The 19,718-nt window shown below is 52.8% G+C and carries 25 protein-coding genes and 2 tRNA genes; 9 read left to right on the top strand and 18 right to left on the bottom strand.

Translation table 11 applies throughout. From position 1 onward, the window contains the following. Positions 1–4: 4 nt before the first annotated feature. The 3 genes from DYE40_RS04500 to DYE40_RS04490 all read right to left on the bottom strand — a co-directional run bounded on the left by DYE40_RS04500 (position 5) and on the right by DYE40_RS04490 (position 1,377). Positions 5–544 carry a phosphoribosyltransferase gene (locus DYE40_RS04500; RefSeq protein WP_115307919.1) on the bottom strand — a complete coding sequence of 180 codons (540 nt, stop codon included), beginning with the start codon at positions 542–544 and terminating at the stop codon, positions 5–7. A gap of 118 nt (positions 545–662) precedes the next feature. Then, positions 663–842, bottom strand: a complete 180-nt coding sequence (gene rpmF, locus DYE40_RS04495) for a 50S ribosomal protein L32 (RefSeq protein ID WP_107918972.1) — start codon at positions 840–842, stop codon at positions 663–665. A 28-nt stretch (positions 843–870) separates the two neighbouring features. Next, the gene (locus DYE40_RS04490; protein ID WP_115307918.1) at positions 871–1,377 is read right to left on the bottom strand and encodes a YceD family protein; all 507 of its coding nucleotides are present in this window, start codon (positions 1,375–1,377) and stop codon (positions 871–873) included. Positions 1,378–1,428: 51 nt separating this feature from the next. Here DYE40_RS04490 and DYE40_RS04485 point away from each other — a divergent pair, with 51 nt between their 5' ends. The 3 genes from DYE40_RS04485 (at position 1,429) to DYE40_RS04475 (ending at position 3,055) form a co-directional block, all read left to right on the top strand. Then, a complete protein-coding gene (locus DYE40_RS04485) occupies positions 1,429–2,013 on the top strand; it encodes a Maf family protein (RefSeq protein ID WP_115307917.1) in 585 nt (194 codons plus the stop codon). A gap of 210 nt (positions 2,014–2,223) precedes the next feature. Further along, on the top strand, positions 2,224–2,931 hold the full coding sequence (locus tag DYE40_RS04480) for an SAM-dependent methyltransferase (protein ID WP_115307916.1): 708 nt from the start codon (positions 2,224–2,226) through the stop codon (positions 2,929–2,931). Positions 2,932–2,978: 47 nt separating this feature from the next. Further along, positions 2,979–3,055: transfer RNA gene (locus tag DYE40_RS04475), tRNA-Pro, on the top strand. Positions 3,056–3,196: 141 nt separating this feature from the next. Here the strand turns inward: DYE40_RS04475 and carA are convergent. The 6 genes from carA to DYE40_RS04445 all read right to left on the bottom strand — a co-directional run bounded on the left by carA (position 3,197) and on the right by DYE40_RS04445 (position 8,753). After that, a complete protein-coding gene (gene carA / locus DYE40_RS04470) occupies positions 3,197–4,327 on the bottom strand; it encodes a glutamine-hydrolyzing carbamoyl-phosphate synthase small subunit (RefSeq protein WP_115307915.1) in 1,131 nt (376 codons plus the stop codon). Between the two features lie 218 nt (positions 4,328–4,545). Next, positions 4,546–4,908, bottom strand: coding sequence for a roadblock/LC7 domain-containing protein (locus DYE40_RS04465; protein ID WP_115307914.1), 363 nt, complete (start codon positions 4,906–4,908; stop codon positions 4,546–4,548). A gap of 84 nt (positions 4,909–4,992) precedes the next feature. Further along, on the bottom strand, positions 4,993–5,628 hold the full coding sequence (locus DYE40_RS04460) for a peptidase M23 (RefSeq protein WP_115307913.1): 636 nt from the start codon (positions 5,626–5,628) through the stop codon (positions 4,993–4,995). A 1-nt stretch (position 5,629) separates the two neighbouring features. Then, a complete protein-coding gene (locus DYE40_RS04455) occupies positions 5,630–6,166 on the bottom strand; it encodes a GTP-binding protein (RefSeq protein ID WP_115307912.1) in 537 nt (178 codons plus the stop codon). Between the two features lie 13 nt (positions 6,167–6,179). Then, on the bottom strand, positions 6,180–7,292 hold the full coding sequence (locus DYE40_RS04450) for a response regulator (protein WP_115307911.1): 1,113 nt from the start codon (positions 7,290–7,292) through the stop codon (positions 6,180–6,182). 12 nt (positions 7,293–7,304) lie between these two features. Then, positions 7,305–8,753: a tetratricopeptide repeat protein gene (locus DYE40_RS04445; protein ID WP_115308288.1), complete on the bottom strand. Its 1,449-nt coding sequence runs from the start codon at positions 8,751–8,753 to the stop codon at positions 7,305–7,307. 667 nt (positions 8,754–9,420) lie between these two features. Here DYE40_RS04445 and DYE40_RS04440 point away from each other — a divergent pair. Beyond that, positions 9,421–10,362 (top strand): L,D-transpeptidase, encoded by a 942-nt coding sequence (locus tag DYE40_RS04440; protein ID WP_115307910.1) that lies wholly within the window; start codon positions 9,421–9,423, stop codon positions 10,360–10,362. A 211-nt stretch (positions 10,363–10,573) separates the two neighbouring features. On the opposite strand, the gene DYE40_RS04435 is transcribed toward DYE40_RS04440, so the two are convergent. Next, positions 10,574–11,371: a DsbC family protein gene (locus DYE40_RS04435; RefSeq protein WP_115307909.1), complete on the bottom strand. Its 798-nt coding sequence runs from the start codon at positions 11,369–11,371 to the stop codon at positions 10,574–10,576. Positions 11,372–11,502: 131 nt separating this feature from the next. Here DYE40_RS04435 and DYE40_RS04430 point away from each other — a divergent pair, with 131 nt between their 5' ends. The 3 genes from DYE40_RS04430 to DYE40_RS04420 are packed head-to-tail and all read left to right on the top strand — an operon-like array spanning position 11,503 to position 12,806. Continuing rightward, a complete protein-coding gene (locus DYE40_RS04430) occupies positions 11,503–11,691 on the top strand; it encodes a hypothetical protein (protein WP_115307908.1) in 189 nt (62 codons plus the stop codon). A gap of 24 nt (positions 11,692–11,715) precedes the next feature. Further along, positions 11,716–12,009 carry a hypothetical protein gene (locus DYE40_RS04425; protein ID WP_115307907.1) on the top strand — a complete coding sequence of 98 codons (294 nt, stop codon included), beginning with the start codon at positions 11,716–11,718 and terminating at the stop codon, positions 12,007–12,009. Between the two features lie 5 nt (positions 12,010–12,014). Continuing rightward, positions 12,015–12,806, top strand: a complete 792-nt coding sequence (locus DYE40_RS04420) for a 3'-5' exonuclease (protein WP_115307906.1) — start codon at positions 12,015–12,017, stop codon at positions 12,804–12,806. Here DYE40_RS04420 and DYE40_RS13085 read toward each other — a convergent pair. The 5 genes from DYE40_RS13085 to DYE40_RS04400 all read right to left on the bottom strand — a co-directional run bounded on the left by DYE40_RS13085 (position 12,803) and on the right by DYE40_RS04400 (position 16,353). Next, positions 12,803–12,925, bottom strand: a complete 123-nt coding sequence (locus DYE40_RS13085; RefSeq protein WP_280529841.1) for a hypothetical protein — start codon at positions 12,923–12,925, stop codon at positions 12,803–12,805. The two genes, DYE40_RS04420 and DYE40_RS13085, sit on opposite strands and share 4 nt — an antisense overlap. A 413-nt stretch (positions 12,926–13,338) precedes the next feature. After that, complete coding sequence (locus tag DYE40_RS04415) at positions 13,339–14,205, bottom strand: cysteine ABC transporter substrate-binding protein (RefSeq protein ID WP_115307905.1); 867 nt, start codon at positions 14,203–14,205, stop codon at positions 13,339–13,341. 97 nt (positions 14,206–14,302) lie between these two features. Further along, the gene (locus tag DYE40_RS04410) at positions 14,303–15,034 is read right to left on the bottom strand and encodes an amino acid ABC transporter ATP-binding protein (protein WP_115307904.1); all 732 of its coding nucleotides are present in this window, start codon (positions 15,032–15,034) and stop codon (positions 14,303–14,305) included. A gap of 1 nt (position 15,035) precedes the next feature. After that, on the bottom strand, positions 15,036–15,704 hold the full coding sequence (locus DYE40_RS04405; RefSeq protein ID WP_115307903.1) for an amino acid ABC transporter permease: 669 nt from the start codon (positions 15,702–15,704) through the stop codon (positions 15,036–15,038). Beyond that, complete coding sequence (locus tag DYE40_RS04400; RefSeq protein WP_115308287.1) at positions 15,694–16,353, bottom strand: amino acid ABC transporter permease; 660 nt, start codon at positions 16,351–16,353, stop codon at positions 15,694–15,696. The genes DYE40_RS04405 and DYE40_RS04400 overlap by 11 nt, the downstream gene beginning before the upstream one ends. Positions 16,354–16,801: 448 nt before the next feature. Between DYE40_RS04400 and DYE40_RS04395 the strand changes: the two genes are divergently transcribed. Then, positions 16,802–18,409 carry a sigma 54-interacting transcriptional regulator gene (locus DYE40_RS04395; RefSeq protein ID WP_245944058.1) on the top strand — a complete coding sequence of 536 codons (1,608 nt, stop codon included), beginning with the start codon at positions 16,802–16,804 and terminating at the stop codon, positions 18,407–18,409. 324 nt (positions 18,410–18,733) lie between these two features. Next, a complete protein-coding gene (locus DYE40_RS12540) occupies positions 18,734–18,880 on the top strand; it encodes a hypothetical protein (protein WP_172461207.1) in 147 nt (48 codons plus the stop codon). Between the two features lie 99 nt (positions 18,881–18,979). Here the strand turns inward: DYE40_RS12540 and DYE40_RS04390 are convergent. From DYE40_RS04390 to DYE40_RS04380, 3 genes are all read right to left on the bottom strand, one after another. Then, positions 18,980–19,056: transfer RNA gene (locus DYE40_RS04390), tRNA-Pro, on the bottom strand. Between the two features lie 37 nt (positions 19,057–19,093). Then, the gene (locus DYE40_RS04385; RefSeq protein WP_115307902.1) at positions 19,094–19,420 is read right to left on the bottom strand and encodes a hypothetical protein; all 327 of its coding nucleotides are present in this window, start codon (positions 19,418–19,420) and stop codon (positions 19,094–19,096) included. Continuing rightward, positions 19,398–19,706, bottom strand: a complete 309-nt coding sequence (locus tag DYE40_RS04380; RefSeq protein ID WP_040658438.1) for an integration host factor subunit alpha — start codon at positions 19,704–19,706, stop codon at positions 19,398–19,400. The genes DYE40_RS04385 and DYE40_RS04380 overlap by 23 nt, the downstream gene beginning before the upstream one ends. Positions 19,707–19,718: the final 12 nt, after the last annotated feature.

Genomic DNA, 19,718 nt, shown 5'->3' with positions numbered 1-19,718 from the left:
GGCCTTATTCCGCCTGCGCCATACCTTTGCCGTCCGCCAAAAGATTGTGGGCGGCAATGTCCTGCGCGTCCCAAGGATAATTGATCCACCAGTCTTCGACGGTAATACCGCTGAAATAGCGGATTCCTTCCGGCAGCTTGCCCGCTTTGTCTTTGATTTTTTCATGCAGCACGGCTACGCCGATTTCGCCGAAATTCTCTTTTTTCAATTCGTTCAGCACGAATTCTAGTGTTACGCGCGAATCGTCCACTTCGTCCACCACCAGCACATTTTTGCCGCCCAGATTTTCCGGCATCGGGTCAAGCCACTGTATTTTTTTGATTTCGTTATTGGTTTCATAACCGAAATCGTTGGCGTAATAAGCCGTGCTGACCGCATAAATCGGAATGTTCAGAAAACAGCGCAAAATCCGTGCGGGAATGAATCCGCCGCCGCCGATAGCGATCATCGCGTCGTATTCCACACCGCCCGCTTGTATTTTTCCTGCCAGCTCTTTCAAAACACGGTGAATATCATCGTAGGTGTACCAAATTTTTTTAACCATAACCGTTTTGTCCGCCGATTGGCATCTGCCTGAAATCCGTACCGGAAACACAGGTATGTGCCGGTAAAACAAAAACGGAAACCCTGAGACGGATTTCCGTTTGACATCCGCCTCCGGCTTATTCGCCTTTGGCTTTCATAACCTTACGGCCTCGGTACATACCGTTTGGCGATATATGGTGCGGACGATGTACTTCGCCGGTTGCTCCATCTACGGACAGGGCGGGCGCAGTCAGCGCATCATGCGAGCGGTGCATGCCGCGTTTGGAAGGGGATTTTTTGTTTTGTTGAACAGCCATTTCAAGCTCCTAGGAAAATGATAAAAATTTATTTGTTGCTTTTCAGCCCTGATAATACCGCAAACGGATTGGGTTTGCCGCAATCCGCATCTGCAAGCTCAGATGAAATCCCGCAGCTTTCATGACGCGGCGCGTAAGGCAAAGCCATCAAAATTTGGTCTTCGACCAAAGTGCATACCGACAACTCGTCCACACACACCATACCGTCCAAACCGTCGTCTGCAAGCATGGCGGCATCCAATGAAGCCTCGTCGTCAAACAACACAATGCGTGTAGATTCGTCTAGTTGGCACTCCATCGGCTGCATACAGCACTGGCAGACCAGCATCAAACTGCCACGCACGGATAAATCGAGATACGGACGCTGCATCCTGTCCGTCCCTCCGCACAACGAAACAAGTAAAGGTTCCGTTTGGTCAGCCAAATACTCGTGCGATCTTACCCTCCCGTCCATCTCGGCGGGAGACAGGCTACCTGTCAGTACACACCCTTGCGCAGCGAATGCCCGAGGGCTAATTAAATCAGACTCTAACATAAACCGCGCATGATATAATCCAAGCTGCTTAACGTCAATGTTTTTATTATCATGAATCTGCCTATTATCTTGGGTTCGAGTTCCGTTTTCCGCAGGCAGCAGCTTGAACGGTTGGGATTGCCCTTTCAGACGGCCGCTCCTGATTTCGACGAAACGCCCCTTCCCGGAGAGGCCGCAGCCGATACCGCGCTGCGGCTGGCTGTCGGCAAAGCCCGTTCTTTGGCAAAGCGTTTTCCCGAAGCCCTGATTATCGGCGCAGATCAGGTGGCATGGTGCGGCGGCAGGCAACTCGGCAAGCCGGGAAACGTCGCAGATGCACAACATATGCTGGCAGAATTAAGCGGACAATGCATTGGATTTTACAGTGCGGTCTGCCTGTACAACAGTTTTTCAGACGGCCTGCAATGCCACGTCGATACAACTCTGGTAACTATGCGCCAACTTTCTTCCGAACAGATCAGCCGTTATTTGGAACGAGAACCTGATGCGGTTCACTGCGCAGGAGCAGCCAAAAGCGAAGGGCTGGGCGCCGCTTTGTTGGAGAAGGCTAAAAGCAACGATCCGAACGCGCTCATCGGCTTGCCCTTATTCCGATTGGTCGGTTTTTTACAGAATGAAGGCGTTTCTGTTATTTAAATTTCTATCCGGCATAAGCAAGGACCACTAACCCGCTTTTCCCTTTGGCCTTTCCTTTCAGACGGCCTGCCCGGATACAAAGCTGCTTGGACAGCAATTGAGATAAATTCAATTTTCAGACAACAGAAGAACCGCCTTACTTGACGGATAATGCATGTAACAGCCCGGCAGGCCGTCTGAAATTACCCACCATATCCATACAGGAGACTTATGCAGCCCACACTTTATCTGATTCCTACGCCTCTCGGTTCCCCCGATACCCCGTGCCTGCTGCCGCACGAGCAAATCTTAATTACCGGACTGACCGATTTTGTTGTAGAAGCAGAAAAAACCGCCCGCACTCATCTGAAACACTTGGGAATAAGCACCGCAATACGCGAACTGAATCTGCAAACGTTAAACCATCACACCGACCGCAACACCTTGCCTCAACTACTGCAACCGATGCACGAAGGCCGCAGCATGGGACTGCTCAGCGAAGCCGGCTGCCCGGCAGTAGCCGACCCGGGAGCAGACTTAGTTGCCCTTGCACACCAAAACAGCTTCACAGTGCGGCCGTTGGTCGGACCGTCAAGCATTATACTGGCCCTCATGGCATCGGGTGCCAACGGCCAGAATTTCGTTTTCAAAGGCTACCTGCCGTCTGAAAAAAACGAACGGATTGCCGCACTGAAAGCCGTAGAGCAACATTCGCGGCAATCTGGCGAAACCGTGCTGTTTATCGAAACCCCCTACCGCAACGATATTCTCTTGGCAGATGCCATCATCCATCTCCACCCGCAGACACGGCTGTGCATAGCCTGCGATTTAAGCATGCCAAGCCAGTTAATCATCAGCCAGTCTGTTTCCATATGGCGCAATATGGAAGCCCTGCCAAATCTGAAAAAACGTCCGACGATTTTTGTTTTACAGGCTTAAACTGCTTGTCAAACTACAAACACCAACCTATAATCCACGTTTCATTACGGAATGTAGCGCAGCCTGGTAGCGCACTTCGTTCGGGACGAAGGGGTCGGAGGTTCAAATCCTCTCATTCCGACCAATTAAAAAAGCAGCCTTTAACGGCTGCTTTTTTCTTTTCTACCGACCGATATTCGCCATAATCCAAGCCAACAGTTTTCAAACCGCGTAAAAACAATTTAGGCCGTCTGAAAACATTCTATAAATTTAGCAAAAACTGTTTTTATCTGACAGCGGCCACCATATTGGCAATAAATTTGTCAAAAAGGTATGCCACATCATGTGGTCCGGGACTGGCTTCGGGATGCCCTTGAAAACTAAATACTGGGCGGTCTGCCAGCTCAATACCTTGCAAAGAGCCGTCAAACAGCGAACGATGGGTGATTTTTACACCCGCAGGCAAGCTGTCCGCATCCACCTCGAAGCCATGATTCTGACTGGTAATGACTACTCTGCCGTTCTGTAAATCCTGTACCGGATGATTGGCTCCATGATGACCAAACGGCATTTTTTTGGTTTTCCCACCCAAAGCCAAACCTATCAGTTGATGTCCTAAACAAATCCCAAACACAGGCTTTCCGCAGTTAAGTAGTTCTTTAACTGCGGCAACAGCATAATCACATACTTCTGGGTCTCCCGGGCCATTAGATAAAAAGATGCCGTCAGGATTCATACTCAATACATCTTTTGCTGGCATTTGCGCAGGAACAACCGTTACACGGCAACCGCGGGAAGCCAGCATCCGTAATATATTGGTTTTCACACCATAATCATATGCAACTACATGATATTTCTGCACATCGGGTGTAACAAATGCCTTACCTAAATCCCATTCCCCTTCAGTCCACTCATAAGGCTGCTTGCAAGTTACCTCTTTTGCCAGATCCTTTCCTACCATACTGCCGAAAGCATCAATCAATTCTTTGGCCTTCTCTATAGTGGCATCTTCACCTGTCAATATCGCACCTGCTTGAGCACCCTTATCCCGCAAAATCCGTGTAAGACGGCGGGTATCTATATCTGCAATGGCAACAGTTTGCTTGCGTATCAAATATTCCTGCAAATCTTCTTCCGCACGAAAACTGCTGGGCATTACAGGAAGATCCCGGACAATCAAACCTGCTGTATACACAGCCTTTCCTTCGACATCTTCTGAATTAACACCTGTATTACCGATATGCGGATAGGTTAGGACAACAATCTGCTTACAATACGAAGGATCAGTCAGTATTTCTTGGTATCCCGTCATAGAAGTATTAAAAACAACTTCACCAGAGGTAACCCCTTGATAGCCTATAGAACGACCATGGAATACGCTACCATCAGCAAGAACAAGAAGAGCGGGAATTATCATTACAACATCCTAATATAACACCTAAATATTTCGCAAAAAAACACGCATATGCTTGATACTGTCAAGCATAGTGCGTGCTTAGCCAATGTTTGGTAAAACAAACCTTAGCCGGATAAACCTGTTAAATTTTAAACAAATATCCAACTAAATTCAAGTTCTGAACCACATACTGATACAATTATCATACAACAGAGCGACGAACCACTACCCCTTTATATTTAAATAATATCTGCAATATGTTTGGCAGCACGTTTTGCATCCAACAAAATCAAACCCAGTTTGCCGCTTTCATTGGCAATAAGAGCCAAGACCGCATCGGCACCTGCCTGATTTAGCAGAATATAACCGTTTTTCCCCTTAACCATAACCTGATCCAGGTCTCCGCAATGCAATTCAGCAGCCGCATGACTACCCAAAGCCAGCAAAGTAGCCGACATCGCTCCAACACGGTCAGCATCCAAACCCTGAGGAATCAGTGTAGCAATAGGCAATCCGTCGCTCGAAATAACGGCAGAAGCAGTAATATCTGACGATGTTGCATTCAAATCACTCAATACGGAAATCAGAAGTTGTTCGCGCATATTTTATAACCCAGTTTCATTTATATTTATTTAAGATATTTATACCGATACATATATCGGCCGCAGTATTTTGCACAGCACTACTTAGGCATAGCGGTTACACAGCACCTTGATCAAGGAGACAAATGCTTCTTTATTCAAGTCCGGTATCCCCGCAACTACTAATACCAATTTTACTTTTCCCGCATACAAAGGAAAAAAGGTCAACTCGGTCTGCCCTGAAGGGTCACAAATTCCCCATGCATTGTGATGGATGTTTAAGTTATTCTTAACTAAGAGCTGATGTTTTTCACCCAATGCAGACACTTCGCTTGACATTAGGCCAACTTCCTCGGCAGTTTCATGATGAAATCCTGCATTAGCAAAGTAAAGGCCGTTGGCATCAGCCAGCAACGCCTTACCGCTACTAGAAAGTTGAGCCAACAATTCAGGAAGTTGGTCATCCGTCATTGCCGACTCCTGATACACAGGCTGCTCATCTCCATACAGAAATTCAAGCCGTTGCAGTCGGTAGAGCAAATTCAGAGCAGAGTCGGCATCATTCGTCTCCGCCCACAACAGAAGGTTCTCGGCACTAACTGTATCATTAGAGGAGGCTCTCAACAAGCCATGCAAAAGTGTACGGCTGGCACTCGGCACATTACTGGATACTGCATAATAAGCCCCTGCAGGCGTTACACGTGGATATAAATTTGATTGTAAAGAAAGTGTCGAATCCATTTTATACCTCTAATCCAGGATCAATTGAAAATAACATTGCACTTACCAACTGCTTTACATCTTCCTCTTCCCGAGCATCAACCTCAAACACAGGAACATTGAAATTATGCTGTGCTAAATATTTTTGATAGACATCAATGCCCGGTAGGGAGCGGACATCCATTTTGGTAATACCGACTACCAAAGGTGCAGTTTTAAGGAGGTCTTTAAATGCATCCAAAAAGAAAGTCAGATCTTTCAATGGATTGGCTCTTGTGTTATCCAATAAAAGAATCAACCCCATACTGCCTTTGCTAAGAATCTCCCACATAAAATTAAAACGTTCCTGACCCGGTGTACCATAAAGGTGAACTTTGGTATCTTCGTCCAAACGGATAACACCGTAGTCCATCGCTACAGTCGTATGCCCCTTACGCACTAAGGTCATATCAGAAGCTCGGGCATCCGTTTTTACCGGCGGATCATCAGAAAGTGCCGAAATGGCAGTAGTTTTCCCCACTCCAACGGGGCCGGTAAAAATTATTTTATTCTCTTTCATTATATTTAATTCCTTATTTGCCGCCAGATAATTTGCGCATCAAGCGTTGCAGTAAACCTCTAGGTTGGGTTTGCGACGGAGTAACCGCGCTCATAGCATCCTTGGACATTTTATTGTCGGGAACATGTGTGCTGACTTTCATCGTATCTGATGCCAACTCTTTACCCGCATGTCCGCTATGCTCAGAGAACTCACTATCTGTTGCCAAATATCCTGTAACATATGTAGCAGCCAGATAATTTAAAATATCTTTCATATCCAAAGGCATAACCTTATAGAGAATATTCAGATTCACAGAGGTTTTGGTTAAAAATGCCGACAACCTCATTGACTCCGGAACAGAAGCCAACCTAGTCAGATTAGGCCACCTTTTCAGTGTAAAAACCGTTTGAGGAGTCATTGGGAATATCAATCTTCCTTGCGCAGTCCAAATAGCCATTTGCCACAGACACGACATAATGGTTACTTTGGCTTTTTCCTTCCACTGCGGATTGTCAGGCACAGATTTGCACACTACGGACAAATGGTCATCACGACACATTTTTTCCAACTCGTCAGCACTTACAGTCAGCAGTACACGTTGTATACCGGGAAACACAATAAGAACTGGTTTTCCTCTTACCAATACAGCAGTATCCTGCTGTCTTTCACTAGAAGCACGCAGCGCACCCAGCAATCCTCTCTGGGGATTGAAACGGCGAATAGTTGTTTTTCGAGGTTTGGAATCAATATGAGGAGGAGGCAATTCAGACTGTTTTGCGCCGCCGCCTTGCTCAACCTCAAAAATATTCCCGCCTTGCGCAAGGCTTCTTAAGATGGGAAACAAGGTATCAAATTTGACAGGCTTAGGCAGATATGGAGCAGTAACAACAGGCTCATGTGCAGAAAATACCACGACAGGTATATCCTGATAGTTTTTCTTAGCCTCATGCCATGCCAAAATACCTTTTCCACCATCTACGTCAACTAAAACCATATCGGGCTGATGACCGGAATCTGGCTCGATAATCTCATAGTTTGTGGTATTGTGCATCTTAAATGCCATTTTAAACACGGCATTCTGTTGCTCACCCATCTCCTGCAGCATTACCCGTACTGTTTTTACTTTCGGTATCAAATTATCCATTAGCCTGCACTCTTATTTATTAGAATTGCGATGAATTCGCTGCTGTAACTGACTGATTGCCAAGACAACTTCCTCCGGCAGATTAGCCTCTTTCTCCCGTAGAACACGCAAGAACTGCTCTAATCTCACCCAATCTTCCGAACGCTCATACAAATCAAACAACATAATGTAAAGCTGAGACTCTTGGGGATATTTCAAAACAGCCTGTTCCAACGTATTGATAGCCTGATCCAACTGCCCGTACATCAACAAAGACTCAACCTCTTTTAGAGCCAACTCTGCCGGAGAAGTGCTTTCATTCAAAATGGAATCATTGCGGTGAACAAGCTCACGATATTTGACTTTCGACTGACGTGCAGACCCTTGGAGATAACCTTGACGCAAACCGATTTCGCGCACCTGCTGCTCTGTAAGGGATTTTTCCAAATTATCAAACACCTCATGCTGACCAAGACTATATCCCCAACCAAGCATACGTTCTTTAACTTGACGGCCATTGGAACCGAGAGAATAGTAAAGTCTCCACAAGTGTGCAGCAAACTCATTAACGTCAGAGTGCTGATAATCCAGCTTCAGTGCATCAATAATCAAGCCCGCAGGTTTTGCCGATTTTTGGATGGCTTTATTGTACTGACGGCGGGCAGTTTCATAATCAACCTGATTTTTCAGCAGTTTGGCTGATTTTTCCGGCTTAACAAAGCCAATAACCGCACTCATCTCTTCCTCAGTCATCTCTCCGACTTCCGCACGACCGATAATCAGCGGGCTGCGTTTACTGAACCGTTTTACCTCGCGTCCAGCATCATCAACCGTAACCTCCACAACAGAGGAGCCGGAAGAACTGCTGTCGGAATCGGAACCCTCCAAACCGGTCTGCTCGCCAATCTGGCGTGCAACTTCCTGCATATTCCAATTCAATTTTGATTCGGCCAAAACGCGCAAACCCAAATGATTGGGATCGATACCCAAGCCGGCTTTGATGTATTCGGACAATTTGTTCGGTGACAACAAAGCCGCATGGCGGTCAAGCGTTGCAGACAGCAAATCGGCATCGCCTGTATTTAGGCAAAGGCCGACCAGCTCGTTTACCAGTTTTTCCGGCGCATTCGTTTTCAGATTATTCAGATAGGCAGCCAGAGAAGCAGCGGCCTTATCCTCATAGCCAAACTGCTTATAGACCTGATACTCGGTAAGCGGATCGACTTCTTGAGCAGAAACGGAAGCAGTGGACAGATCGACGTTCCCGTCACCCTCCCACTCCCAACTCTGCAAGCCTTCAGACGGAGCTTCTGCCTGAGCTTCCCACTCATCGGCTTCGGGTTCATCCTCCGCTTCAATCTGTTCACGGAGATTTGTATGTTTGTTGGCGGATTTAGCATTGCCGCCCGACCGCCCCCCGCTCTTTTGTTTGAGCAGGACAACGACGAGTACGACAACTGCAACAACCCCGATTATAAGCATGTAATCCAAGAATATCTCCCAATATCCGGCATATTCGAAAACAAACTGGCAGACAGCAGTTGAAACCTGCCTGCGTAAATTTTTGTTTTAGATTTGTTAATCCCTTAGCTCGCTATGATAGCATGACTTACAAAAAACCGAACGTTTATCCCAATGTTTTACCAAATTAAACACACCGCTTATCCCGCAAAGCAACCGACAGACTCGATCAGATCGACTCCAGTAAAAAGAATATTTAAGCATAACAATTTGAATTTATAACGTTTTTGAATAATTAAACCAAATTTCTTGCCAATATCGGCTGATTGCGCAAAACATACAGCTCCTTCAGCCTTTTCAGACGGCCTCGGTAATTTTTCAAGCCGAAATGCGCATACCCATCCGCAGGCGACCGCCGTTCCGTCTGCTCCTTAACAAGCCCAAACCACCCTGCCCTGCCACATTAAACAAATCTGTCTTTGTGAAACGGCATCTTAATGCCGGACAACGTCCGTAATTTCTGTTTCAACCACCGACCCGCCGCCCTGAAACTCCTCTTTTCCTGCGCTGTTAGTGCCATTTCGCCACGCTTGTTCAGTAAAACCATAAAAAATATGACGCTTTCCCACAAAGCGGCTGCGGTTGCGGTATTATACCGCCCCCTTTATCGTCCTTAACATACAACACAATGAAAAAACTAGGATTCGCACTACTCACGCTTTCGGCATCCTCCGCTTTCGCCGCCACCTCCGTTCCCGACGTTTCGCCTATTGCCAGCGGCACCCACGTCGTTATCAACATCCCGCAGCAGCGTCTGTTCCTCTATTCCGACGGCAAACTCAGCAAAATTTACCCGGTCGCCGTCGGCAAAGCCATGACGCAGACCAACATCGGATCGCACAAAATCGGTGCGAAAGCCTACAACCCCACTTGGCACATTCCGAAATCCATCCAGAAAGAGCTGAAAAACGGCGTTACCAGCGTGCCGCCCGGCCCGAAAAACCCGCTCGGTCCCGTATTTGTCCGCCTCGGCCACCCCAAGCTCGGCCTCGGCATCCACGGCACCAACGCACCATCCAGCGTTCCCGGCGTACGCAGCCACGGCTGTGTGCGGATGAAGTCGCCCGACGCGCTGCAATTTGCCAAAGCCGTATCCACAGGCTCGCCTGCCGACGTGATTTACCAAATGGCCGCGCTCAACGAAGACGGCGCAGGCAATCTTTGGCTGGCTGCCTACCGCGATCCCTACAATAAGAAAAACCTCGACACCGCCTCCCTGCGCAAAAGCATTGCCGCATGGTCCAAAGCCAGCGGCAAAGCCGTTGCCGCCAAACGCATCGATGCGGTGCTCAAAAGCCGCACCGGCGCACTCAACTGCATTACCTGCGGCAGCGCGAAAGGCAAAATCAGCGGCGAGCTCAAATCGCTGGCCTGGACTTCGGGATCGGGCGTGCTGAGCAAAGCCCAAGAAGCCGCCAAAACCACCATCCCCGATGAAGACCAGATTCTGCCCGAGGGCAGCGAAATCGAAATCGATGCGGACGCAGACGGCGGCATCCAAACCCTGATGCCGAAAAGCCGCACCGTTTCGCAACCCGATGCCGTACAAGGCGAAGACAATCTGTTTTAAACAGGGGCGGCAAGAGGCCGTCTGAAAGCGGGGTTGCGGAAAACCGTGCTTTCAGACGGCCTCTTTGTCTCCCCGTCTCGGATAGCGTAAAACGGTACGCAGGTATATTTTTCCCATCCTGCGTTTGGAAAACGGCTTCTTTTATATGCCTGCAAAGACATCGGAGGCCGTCTGAAAACGGATTTTCAGACGGCCTCCGATGTATTTCGGACTATTTCTGATTGTCTTTGATGAGTTTTTCCAGATGCGGCAGCGGGCTGAATCCGGCTTGGGTTCTGCCGTTGGGGAAAACAAGGGCGGGCGTGCCGTTGAAGCCGAGCTGTTCGCCAAGCGAAGTGGTTTCGTCAACGGGGTTGTCGCAGTCGGCTGCTTTCGGCGGCATCTTGCCTTTGCGCATCCATGTCGTCCACGCGGCGGTGCGGTCGGGCTGACACCAGATTTGTTCGGCTTTGCGCACCGCATCGGGATGCAGGCTCACGAGCGGCATCATGAAGTTGTAGATCGTGATGTCGGTCATTTTCTCAAACTCGTGTTCCAGCCGTTTGCAGTAGGGGCAGTCGGGATCGGAGAACACGGCGATTTTCAGCTGGCCGTTGCCGCGCACTTCTTTGATGGCTTTGTCGAGCGGCAGGCTGTCGAAATCCACCGCGCTCAATTCGGCATTGCGCTCTTCGGTCAGGCTTTTGCGGTTTTTCACGTCGATGAAGTCGCCCACCAGCATATAGTCGGCCTGCGCGTCGGTGTAAATCACGGTTTTCCCGCTCAACACCACTTCGTAAAGGTGTGCCAGCGGCGTGGCATAAACGGCCTGCACTTTGAGCTGCTGCTCGGCGTAGGCTTTTTCCAGCTTGGTACGGATGGTTTTTTCCACAGACGGATCGAGTTTCGCGGCAGGCGAACCTTTGGCGGCGGGTGGCGCGGGATGTTTGGCGACCTGCGCCTGGTTTTCGCCGCAGGCGGCCAGCATCAGAAAGGCGGCAGAAAGGGCGGACAGGAGTTTTCTGTTCATATCTTCTTGGTTTTCAAGGTTGCAAAAGGCCGACATTATGCCGAAAAACCGCTGCCGCCGCCTGCCATTTTGCATGACAAAAGCCGCAGCCTGCGGCACAATCCGCTCGTTTTGCCGACGGAGAATCCGCTGTGGCTCTGAATCTGCCCGAATGGCACGCGCCCGAAGAATGCCTCGCCATCCTTGCCGCGCTGCCGGAAAAGCGGCGCAACCGCGCCCTGTATCTGCTGCCCGATCTGTATGCCGGCGAAGATTGCCGGGCGGCGCATGAAGCCGTGTTGCGCCTGCTGCTGCACACGCACGAAATGCGCGGTTTGTAAAACGTCAAATGCTGGCTGTACGAAGTGCTTGCCGGCGGGGCGGACTGGACGGCTTGGCAGGCGGAAATCTTCGCCTCGCTCGACGGCCTGCACCTTGAAACCTGCCGCACCTTCGGCGATTGGGCGGGCATGGACGACAATACCCCGCCCGCAGCAGCCGAAGCCCTGATACGCGCCCTGTTCGCGCTGCCGCCAAGCCCGCAGGCGGTCGAAATCCTGTTCGGCTACCTCTATTGGCACGAAACCCTGCGCCGCCTGCACCCCGAATGGGCGCAGTGGCTGGAAAGGCAAATCCGCCCGCAACCCGCAAAGGAGTGAGCAACATGACACCCATCCTCGCCTTCGACATCGAAACCGTGCCCGACGCGCACGGCATCCGCCTGCTGCACAACCTGCCCGCCGCTTTGTCCGACGCGGAAACAGTGGAATGGGCGCAGCAGCAACGCCGCGCCAAAACCGGCGGCGACTTTATGCCCCTCCATCTGCACCGTGTCGTTGCCGTTTCCTGCTGTATGCGCTGGGGGCAGGACAAAATCCACATCGGCACGATAGGCGACATCGGCGACGACGAAGAAACCGTTATCGCCCGTTTTTTCGAGCTGGTGGAAAACCACACGCCGCAGCTGGTGAGCTGGAACGGCGGCGGCTTCGATCTGCCCGTGCTGCACTACCGCGCCCTGATCCACGGCATCGAGGCCGCCCGCTACTGGGACACGGGCGAAGGCGATTTCGGCGACAGCCGCGACTTCAAATGGAACAACTACATCAGCCGCTACCACAGCCGCCACTGCGACCTGATGGACTTATTGTCGCTCTACCAGCCCCGCGCCGCCGTGCCGCTGGACGACATGGCCAAGCTGTGCGGCTTCCCCGGCAAGCTGGGCATGGACGGCGGCAAAGTGTGGGAGGCGTATCAGGCAGGCCGTCTGAAAGACATCCGCGACTACTGCGAAACCGACGCGGCCAACACTTATCTGATGTATCTGCGTTTCCGTCTGATGAGCGGCGCGGCTGATGCCGACGAATACGAGCAGGAAATCCGCCGTTTGAAAAACTATCTGAATACCTTGTCGGGAGAAAAACACTGGCAGGAATTTCTCACAGCGTGGCGTTAAAAGCAAAACGGGAGGCCGTCTGAAAAACGTTTTTCAGACGGCCTCTCTGGTTGGCTGACGGCCCAAACGGCCTGCTTGCGGCTATGTTCGTGCCGCCCTGCGAGATAGCTCGGCAACACGGAAATATCCGTCCTGCTGCTTGCACGGCCGGCAGGGCATATTGCCCCAAGTTGCCGCACACGGTTTCAGAATGCCTGCAAAACCCTGCAAAGCAAAGAACGCGTGCGTCGCTTGGGCGGCACACCCTGCCTCATTCCGTTTTCCGTTGCCGGCGCAATTGCCTGCTGTTTATTTGTTGCACTATAAATCCCGAAATCCCGCCGAGAGGCCGTCTGAAAAGCGTTTTTTGTTTTTTCAGACGGCCTCTGCCGTTGTGCAGAGTGTATGGCGCAACCGCGCAAGCGGTTTGGTTTCGCCGAAAGTGCGGATTGGCGGCAAAGCGGGAATACGCCCCGCAATGGCAAAAGGCCGTCTGAAAAACGCAAAACGCTTTTCAGACGGCCTTTTTGTTTTGCCGGATGCGGCGGACGGCTTATTCGGCGAGGATGTCTTCCGCTTTTACCTTGTCGCCGTACACGGGTTGCAGGGTTTTTTCATAGGCGGCTTTCAGACGGCCGTCTTTTTTCATGGCCGCGATTTCGCCGTTTACCCAGTCGAGCAGGGCTTTGTCGCCTTTTTTCACGGCAGGGGCGATGACTTCGGCCGGGCCGATGTTGCCGATGGCCACTTCGTAGCCGGGGTTTTCTTTCGCCCATGCCCACAGCAGCGCGTTGTCGTGCGCCAGCGCCACGCCGCGTCCGTCTTTGAGCGCGTCGAAGGTTTCGGTGTTTTGGTCGAATTTGAGCAGCTTCACTTCGGGATGGTTTTTGCTGAAAAACGCATCGGCGGTGGTGCCTTTGTTTACCAAAAGGATTTGGTCTTTAAGCTGGGCCACATCGGTAATCGGTTTTTTGTCGGGCGACACGACCCCGAGGGCGACTTTCATATAGGGCGCGGCAAAATCCACGGCTTCGGCACGCTCGGGCGTTTGGGTGAAATTGGCCAGCACGAGATCGACTTTGCCGGAACGCGCGTATTCGACGCGGTTGGCCGCTTCGGTCAGGACAAATTCCACTTTGTCGGGGCTGCCGAACAGGTCTTTGGCCATTTCTTTGGCGATTTCCACATCGAAGCCCTGGTTTTTGCCTTCGCTGTCCACATAGCCGAACGGGGGCTTGTCGCCGAACACGCCGATGCGGATTACGCCTTTTTCTTTGATGGCGGCCACGCTGTCGGCGGCAGGGGCGGCCGGCTGGCTGCCTGCGGATTGGGCGGTATCGCCGCTGCCGCCGCAGGCGGCCAGGCCGAGGGCGAGGGTTGCGCCTGCGAGCAGGGCTTTGAATTTGCTGTTGAGCTGCATGGTGTTTCCTTTCTTCGGATGGTGGTGGGGTAAAGTTCGGAGGCCGTCTGAAAAGTGTTTGGAGGCTGTTCGGACGGCCTCTGCTGTAAAAACGGGTTTAGTAGTCCATGCCGGCGAGAAACTGCTTGGCGCGTTCGGTTTGCGGCGCGGTAAAAAAGTTTTCCGGCGTGTTTTCTTCGATGATTGCGCCCTTGTCCATAAACACAATGCGGTCGGCCACTTTGCGGGCGAAGGCCATTTCGTGGGTAACAATCAGCATACTCATGCCTTCGCGGGCGAGTTCGAGCACCACTTCGAGCACTTCGCGCACCATTTCGGGATCGAGGGCGGCGGTGATTTCGTCGAGCAGGATAACTTCGGGATTGAGGCAGAGGGCGCGGACGATGGCGATGCGCTGCTTTTGCCCGCCGGAGAGTTCGCGCGGGTAGGAATTTTTGCGGTCGGCCAGCCCGACGCGCTCCAAGAGTTTTCCGGCCTGCGCTTCGGCTTCGGCGCGGCTGCGTTTCTGCACTTTGAGCGGGCCGAGCAGGATGTTGTCGATAACGCTCATGTGGGCGAAGAGTTCGTAGCTTTGGAACACCATGCCCACTTTCTGCCGTGCATTCTGCCAGGAAACGTCTTTGCCGAAAGTGCCGACACCTTCCATGACAATATCGCCGCCCTGGTGTTCTTCCAGGCCGTTGATGCAGCGCAAAAGCGTGGATTTGCCGCAGCCGGAGGGGCCGAGCAGGACGATGACTTCGCCTTTGTGCAGCTCGAGATCCAGCGATTCTAGGGCGGTAACGTTGCCGTATTGCTTGTGCAGCTTGCGCACGCTCAATAATGCCATTTCAGTGTTCCCATTGTTTTTCCAGCCGCGCCGCCCACAGCGACAGCGGCCAGCAGCAGAGGAAGTAGAGGATAAAAATCAGGCCGTATACCCAAAGCGAGGCGTTGGGCACGGTAAGCAGCGAGTTTTCGATAATCTGCTGGCCGACCTTCACCACTTCGATTACGCCGATGAGCGAGGCCAGCGAGCTGGTTTTGATCATGCGGGTAAAGAGGTTGATCGCGCCGGGCAGCACGCGGCGCACGCTCTGCGGCAGCTCGATATAAAGAAAAACCTGCCATTTGTCCAAACCGAGGGCAAGCGCGGATTCGGTTTGGTGCTGTTCGATCGATTCCAAGGCTCCGCGCACCAAATCGCCCATTTCGGCCACACCCCACAGCGCAAACACCCACACGCACACCCACAGCCCGTCGATATGCACGCCCGTCCAAGTCGAAATCCCGAAATAGAAGCCGAACAACCACACCAGTATCGGCACGATGCGCACGGTTTCCAGATACAGGCGGCCGCAAAAGCGGACGAGGCGGCTGCGCGAGCGCAGCAGCAGGCCGAACAGCGTGCCGAACACGCAGGAAAAGGCCACCGAAATCAGGGAAATCTGCGCCGTCAGCAGCAGCCCTTTGCCCAAACGGGCGATATTCTGCCCTTCGAAAAGCCAGTCAAGTACCATATTTCGCACTCCGCACGCGGTTTTCCGCCCACCGCGCCAAAAGCGACAGCGGCAGCAGGATAATCAGATAGGCGGCAAACAGCAGCAGCAGGGCTTCGTTGGTTTTGTAGTCCATGCCGATGATGTCTTTGGTAACAAACAGCAGCTCGGCCACGCCCACCGCGCCGATGACGGAGGTTTCCTTAATTAAAAACAGCACATTGGCCGCCACCGCCGGCAGGGCAACCGCCCATGCCTGCGGCAGCTCGACATAGCGGAACACCTGCATCCGGCTCAAGCCGACGGCTTTGCCCGCTTCAACCTGCCCCTGCGGCACGGCGAGTATGCCCGAACGGATGGCCTCGGCCATGTAGCCCGCGCCGAGAAAGGTCAGCGCGATGACGCCGCAGGTGAAGCCGTCCCATTTGATGCCCGCTTTGGGCAGGCCGTAATACAGGAAAAAAAGCTGGATCAGCAGCGGCGTATTGCGCGAAAGCTCGATATAGGCGCGTGCAGGCACATACAAAAACCTGATTTTATAGGCCGTTACCACAGCCACCGCCAGCCCGAACAGCAGCGACAGGACAATGCCGTAAAGCGAAAGCTCCAAAGTAAGCACGGCAGCTTCGGCGAATTTCGGCACGGCGTTGAAAAGATAAGTCCAGTTCATGAAGCGGCGCACAAAGCGTGAAAAGGCGGCATTGTATAGTTTTGTAAGCGCACGGGGCAAATAGCCGCGTGTAATAAGGCCGTCTGAAAAGAATATAAAGAATGCGGTTAGGCCGTCTGAAAAACGGTTTTCAGACGGCCTCCATGCCCGTTTCGGCCGACGGCCGGCCTTTTCCCGCCCATCCGCCACGCAGATAAAACGGCTTTATTGTTTCATTTCGCAGCGCAATCCCCGTCCTGCCCCCGCAGCGGCGGAAGAGCGCATTGCCTTATCATAAAATTTCCCTATTGCCGGCATCTGCCGGCACCGTTCCCATCCGGCAGCTGCAATCCCGCAGGCCGTCTGAAAACGAACACAGTGAGTTTCAGCGGAGCAAAAACCGCCGCAGCCCAACCCGCCTGCTTTCAGACGGCCTGCCTTTTGTTTACAATACTGCGGGAATATTTACATGATTTGGAAACAACGGATGACACCGAAACACCACAGCGAACGCAGCGACTGGCGGGCGCAGGAAATGCTGCTGCTGCAACAGGTCATACAAAACCTCGGCAAAGACGGCGGCGCACACCACACCGCGCTGAAAATCATGCTGCAACTGATGAGCGAATTTTTCGGCCTCAACCAGGGGCGCATCGTCTTGCAGCACACCGACGACGAAAACGCCTCCATCCGTTACGCCTACGGCATGTCGCCCGAACAAATCGCGCGCGGCGTTTACGCCCCCGGCGAAGGCATCACCGGCACGGTATTGCGCCACTCGCACATGATTGCCGCCGACAATGTGCGCACCGATCCGCTGTTTCTCGGCCGCACCGTCCGCCTCGCCGACCTTCCCGCCGAACAAACCATGTTTCTCGCCCTGCCCGTCGCCGCGTACAACCGCACCTTCGGCGTACTCGCCTGCCTGCGCACCCGTTACAGCCCCCGCCCGCTGAACGACGACCTCTCCCTGCTGAAAATCCTGTCCGTCCTAATCGGCCAGCTCCTCTACATTCAGGAAAGCAGCGAGGCATACCGCCGCAAGCTGCAAACGCAAAACCAAAAACTCAGACAAACCCTCCAATCGCACAGCCGCCGCTACGGCATCATCGGCTCGTCCGCCCCCCTGCTCAACGCCGTCAGCGAGCTCGAACGGGTGGCGCACAGCAATGCCAACGTCCTGCTTTTGGGCGAAAACGGCACAGGCAAAGAAATGTTCGCCCGCACCCTGCATACCGCCGGCCGCCGCGTCGGCCAGCCGTTTATCAAAGTACGCTGTACAGACAGACAGGACACAGATCTTGCCCGCGAAATCTTCGGCTGCGGCGACACCCCGGGCCTGCTCGAACAGGCCGACGGCGGTACCATTTTCTTCGACGAAATCGCCGCCCTCCCCCCCGACCAGCAAACCCGCCTGCTGCAGGTATTGCAGGAAAACACCGTCTGCCGCACCGACAGCAGCACCACCCGCAACACCAACGTCCGCATCATCACCGCCACCACCCGCGACCTTGCCGATGAAGTGGAAAACGGATGGTTTGATGCCGACCTCTACTACCGTCTCTACGTCGTCCCCATCCGCCTGCCCGCCCTGCGCGAACGCCGCAGCGACATTCCCGAGCTGGCAGCCTACTTTATGCACCGCATCAACCGCGAAACCGGCAAAAACCTCAACCTCACCGCCGAAGCCGTCGAGCAGCTGCAACATTACTCATGGCCCGGCAACGTATACGAACTCGAACGCTTCCTGACCAAACTGACCGTACAAAGCAAAGGCAATCTGGCCGACGAACACGCCGTCTGGCAGCTCCTGAAACAACAGCCGGCCAATCCCGCGCCCGCACCCGCCCTGCACACGACAGACAAACCGCGCGCCGTCGGCTTCGCCATACAGGGCAACCAGCCCCGCCCCTATTTGCAGGCCGACTCCCACTCCCCCGAAAAAATCGAACAGACCCTGGCCTACTGCCGGGGCAACAAAACCCAAGCCGCGCAAATGCTCGGCCTGTCCACCCGCCAGCTCTACTACCGTTTGGAAAAAATGAAGCAAAATACGGCAAAAAACGGAGCGGAATAAATCTTGCGGCGGCAACTGACGGCAACAGGCCGCATACGGCAACAGGCCGTCTGAAAACCCCGCCAGATTCCGTTACCGTCTGCAAAGCCGCCGTCTGCACTCATGCTCCGCAGGAATTGTCGCAACAATGGATAGGAACTGAAAAAAGATACCCGTCCAAACGCAGGAGCAGCAGCACAGCACGGAATATGCTTGCGCAATCAAACTGGAAATCCCGCCTGTGTCCGTCTAGCGGCTTTGCGGCGTGCCGCTGTTTTTTTTTTTACGTCCGCCGTCTTTGCCGCGCCCCTGCCGGAGCTTCCGTAGCCTGCGTCCGTCTGTTTCATGGCAGAGCCTGCCGCCATCGGCGCGGGTGTGGCGGCGTTTTACCGCCACCGCACCACCGTCAATCCGCATACGCCCGACAAAAGCCGCCCGACTGTTTCAGACGGCATCTGCCGTTTCAGCCGCAATATGAAAAAGGCCGTCTGAAAACCCTGCCCGGCTTTCGCCAAAGCTGCGTTTTCAGACGGCCTCAAAAGAAACACAAACGAAAAAAACAGCCGTCTGAAAACGGCTGTTTTTGTATTTTGGTCGGAGTGAAAGGATTCGAACCTTCGACCCCTTGCACCCCATGCAAGTGCGCTACCAGACTGCGCCACACTCCGACTTGGAAAGGAGCGGATTATATTGGAGCGTTCCCGATTAGGCAAGTGCCTTTTCGATTTTAGCCAACAATCCGCCCAATGCGGCACCGACTTCTTCCGCCGTAGCGGCCGGATGCCCCTCGGCATCCAAACCGTTATGGTTGAATCCGTCGACAAACGGAGCGAAGGTGTCTTTCAGCTTTCTGATTTTCACCACATCCGCCCGCGTATATTTGTCCGCGCCGTAACCGACCACCGTACCGTGTTCGTACTGCCATTGGGCAAACTGCGCGGCACTGATCTGCGCCAGTTCGCACAATTCGGCCAGACTGAAATAGCGTTTGGCCGGAATTTCAGGCAGTTTAACGTTGCCGCTGCTTGTCATAATAATGCTCCACCATGCCTTTGAGTTTTTGGCTGGCATGGAAAGTTACCACGCGGCGGGCGGTAATCGGCACTTCTTCGCCGGTTTTCGGATTGCGTCCCGGCCGCTGTGGCTTGTCGCGCAATTGGAAGTTGCCGAACCCTGAAATTTTGATTTCTTCGCCGCGTGCCAGAGTGGTGCGGATTTCCTCGAAAAAAAGTTCGACGATTTCTTTGGCATCGTTTTTGCTTACTTTGCTGACTTTGTCGACCAATATATCGGCCAATTCGGCTTTAGTGAGAGTCATGTGTTTACCTTT

Source organism: Kingella potus (genome assembly GCF_900451175.1).
Taxonomy (GTDB): Bacteria; Pseudomonadota; Gammaproteobacteria; order Burkholderiales; family Neisseriaceae; genus Neisseria; species Neisseria potus.
This window is presented reverse-complemented; position numbering and strand designations above follow the sequence as displayed.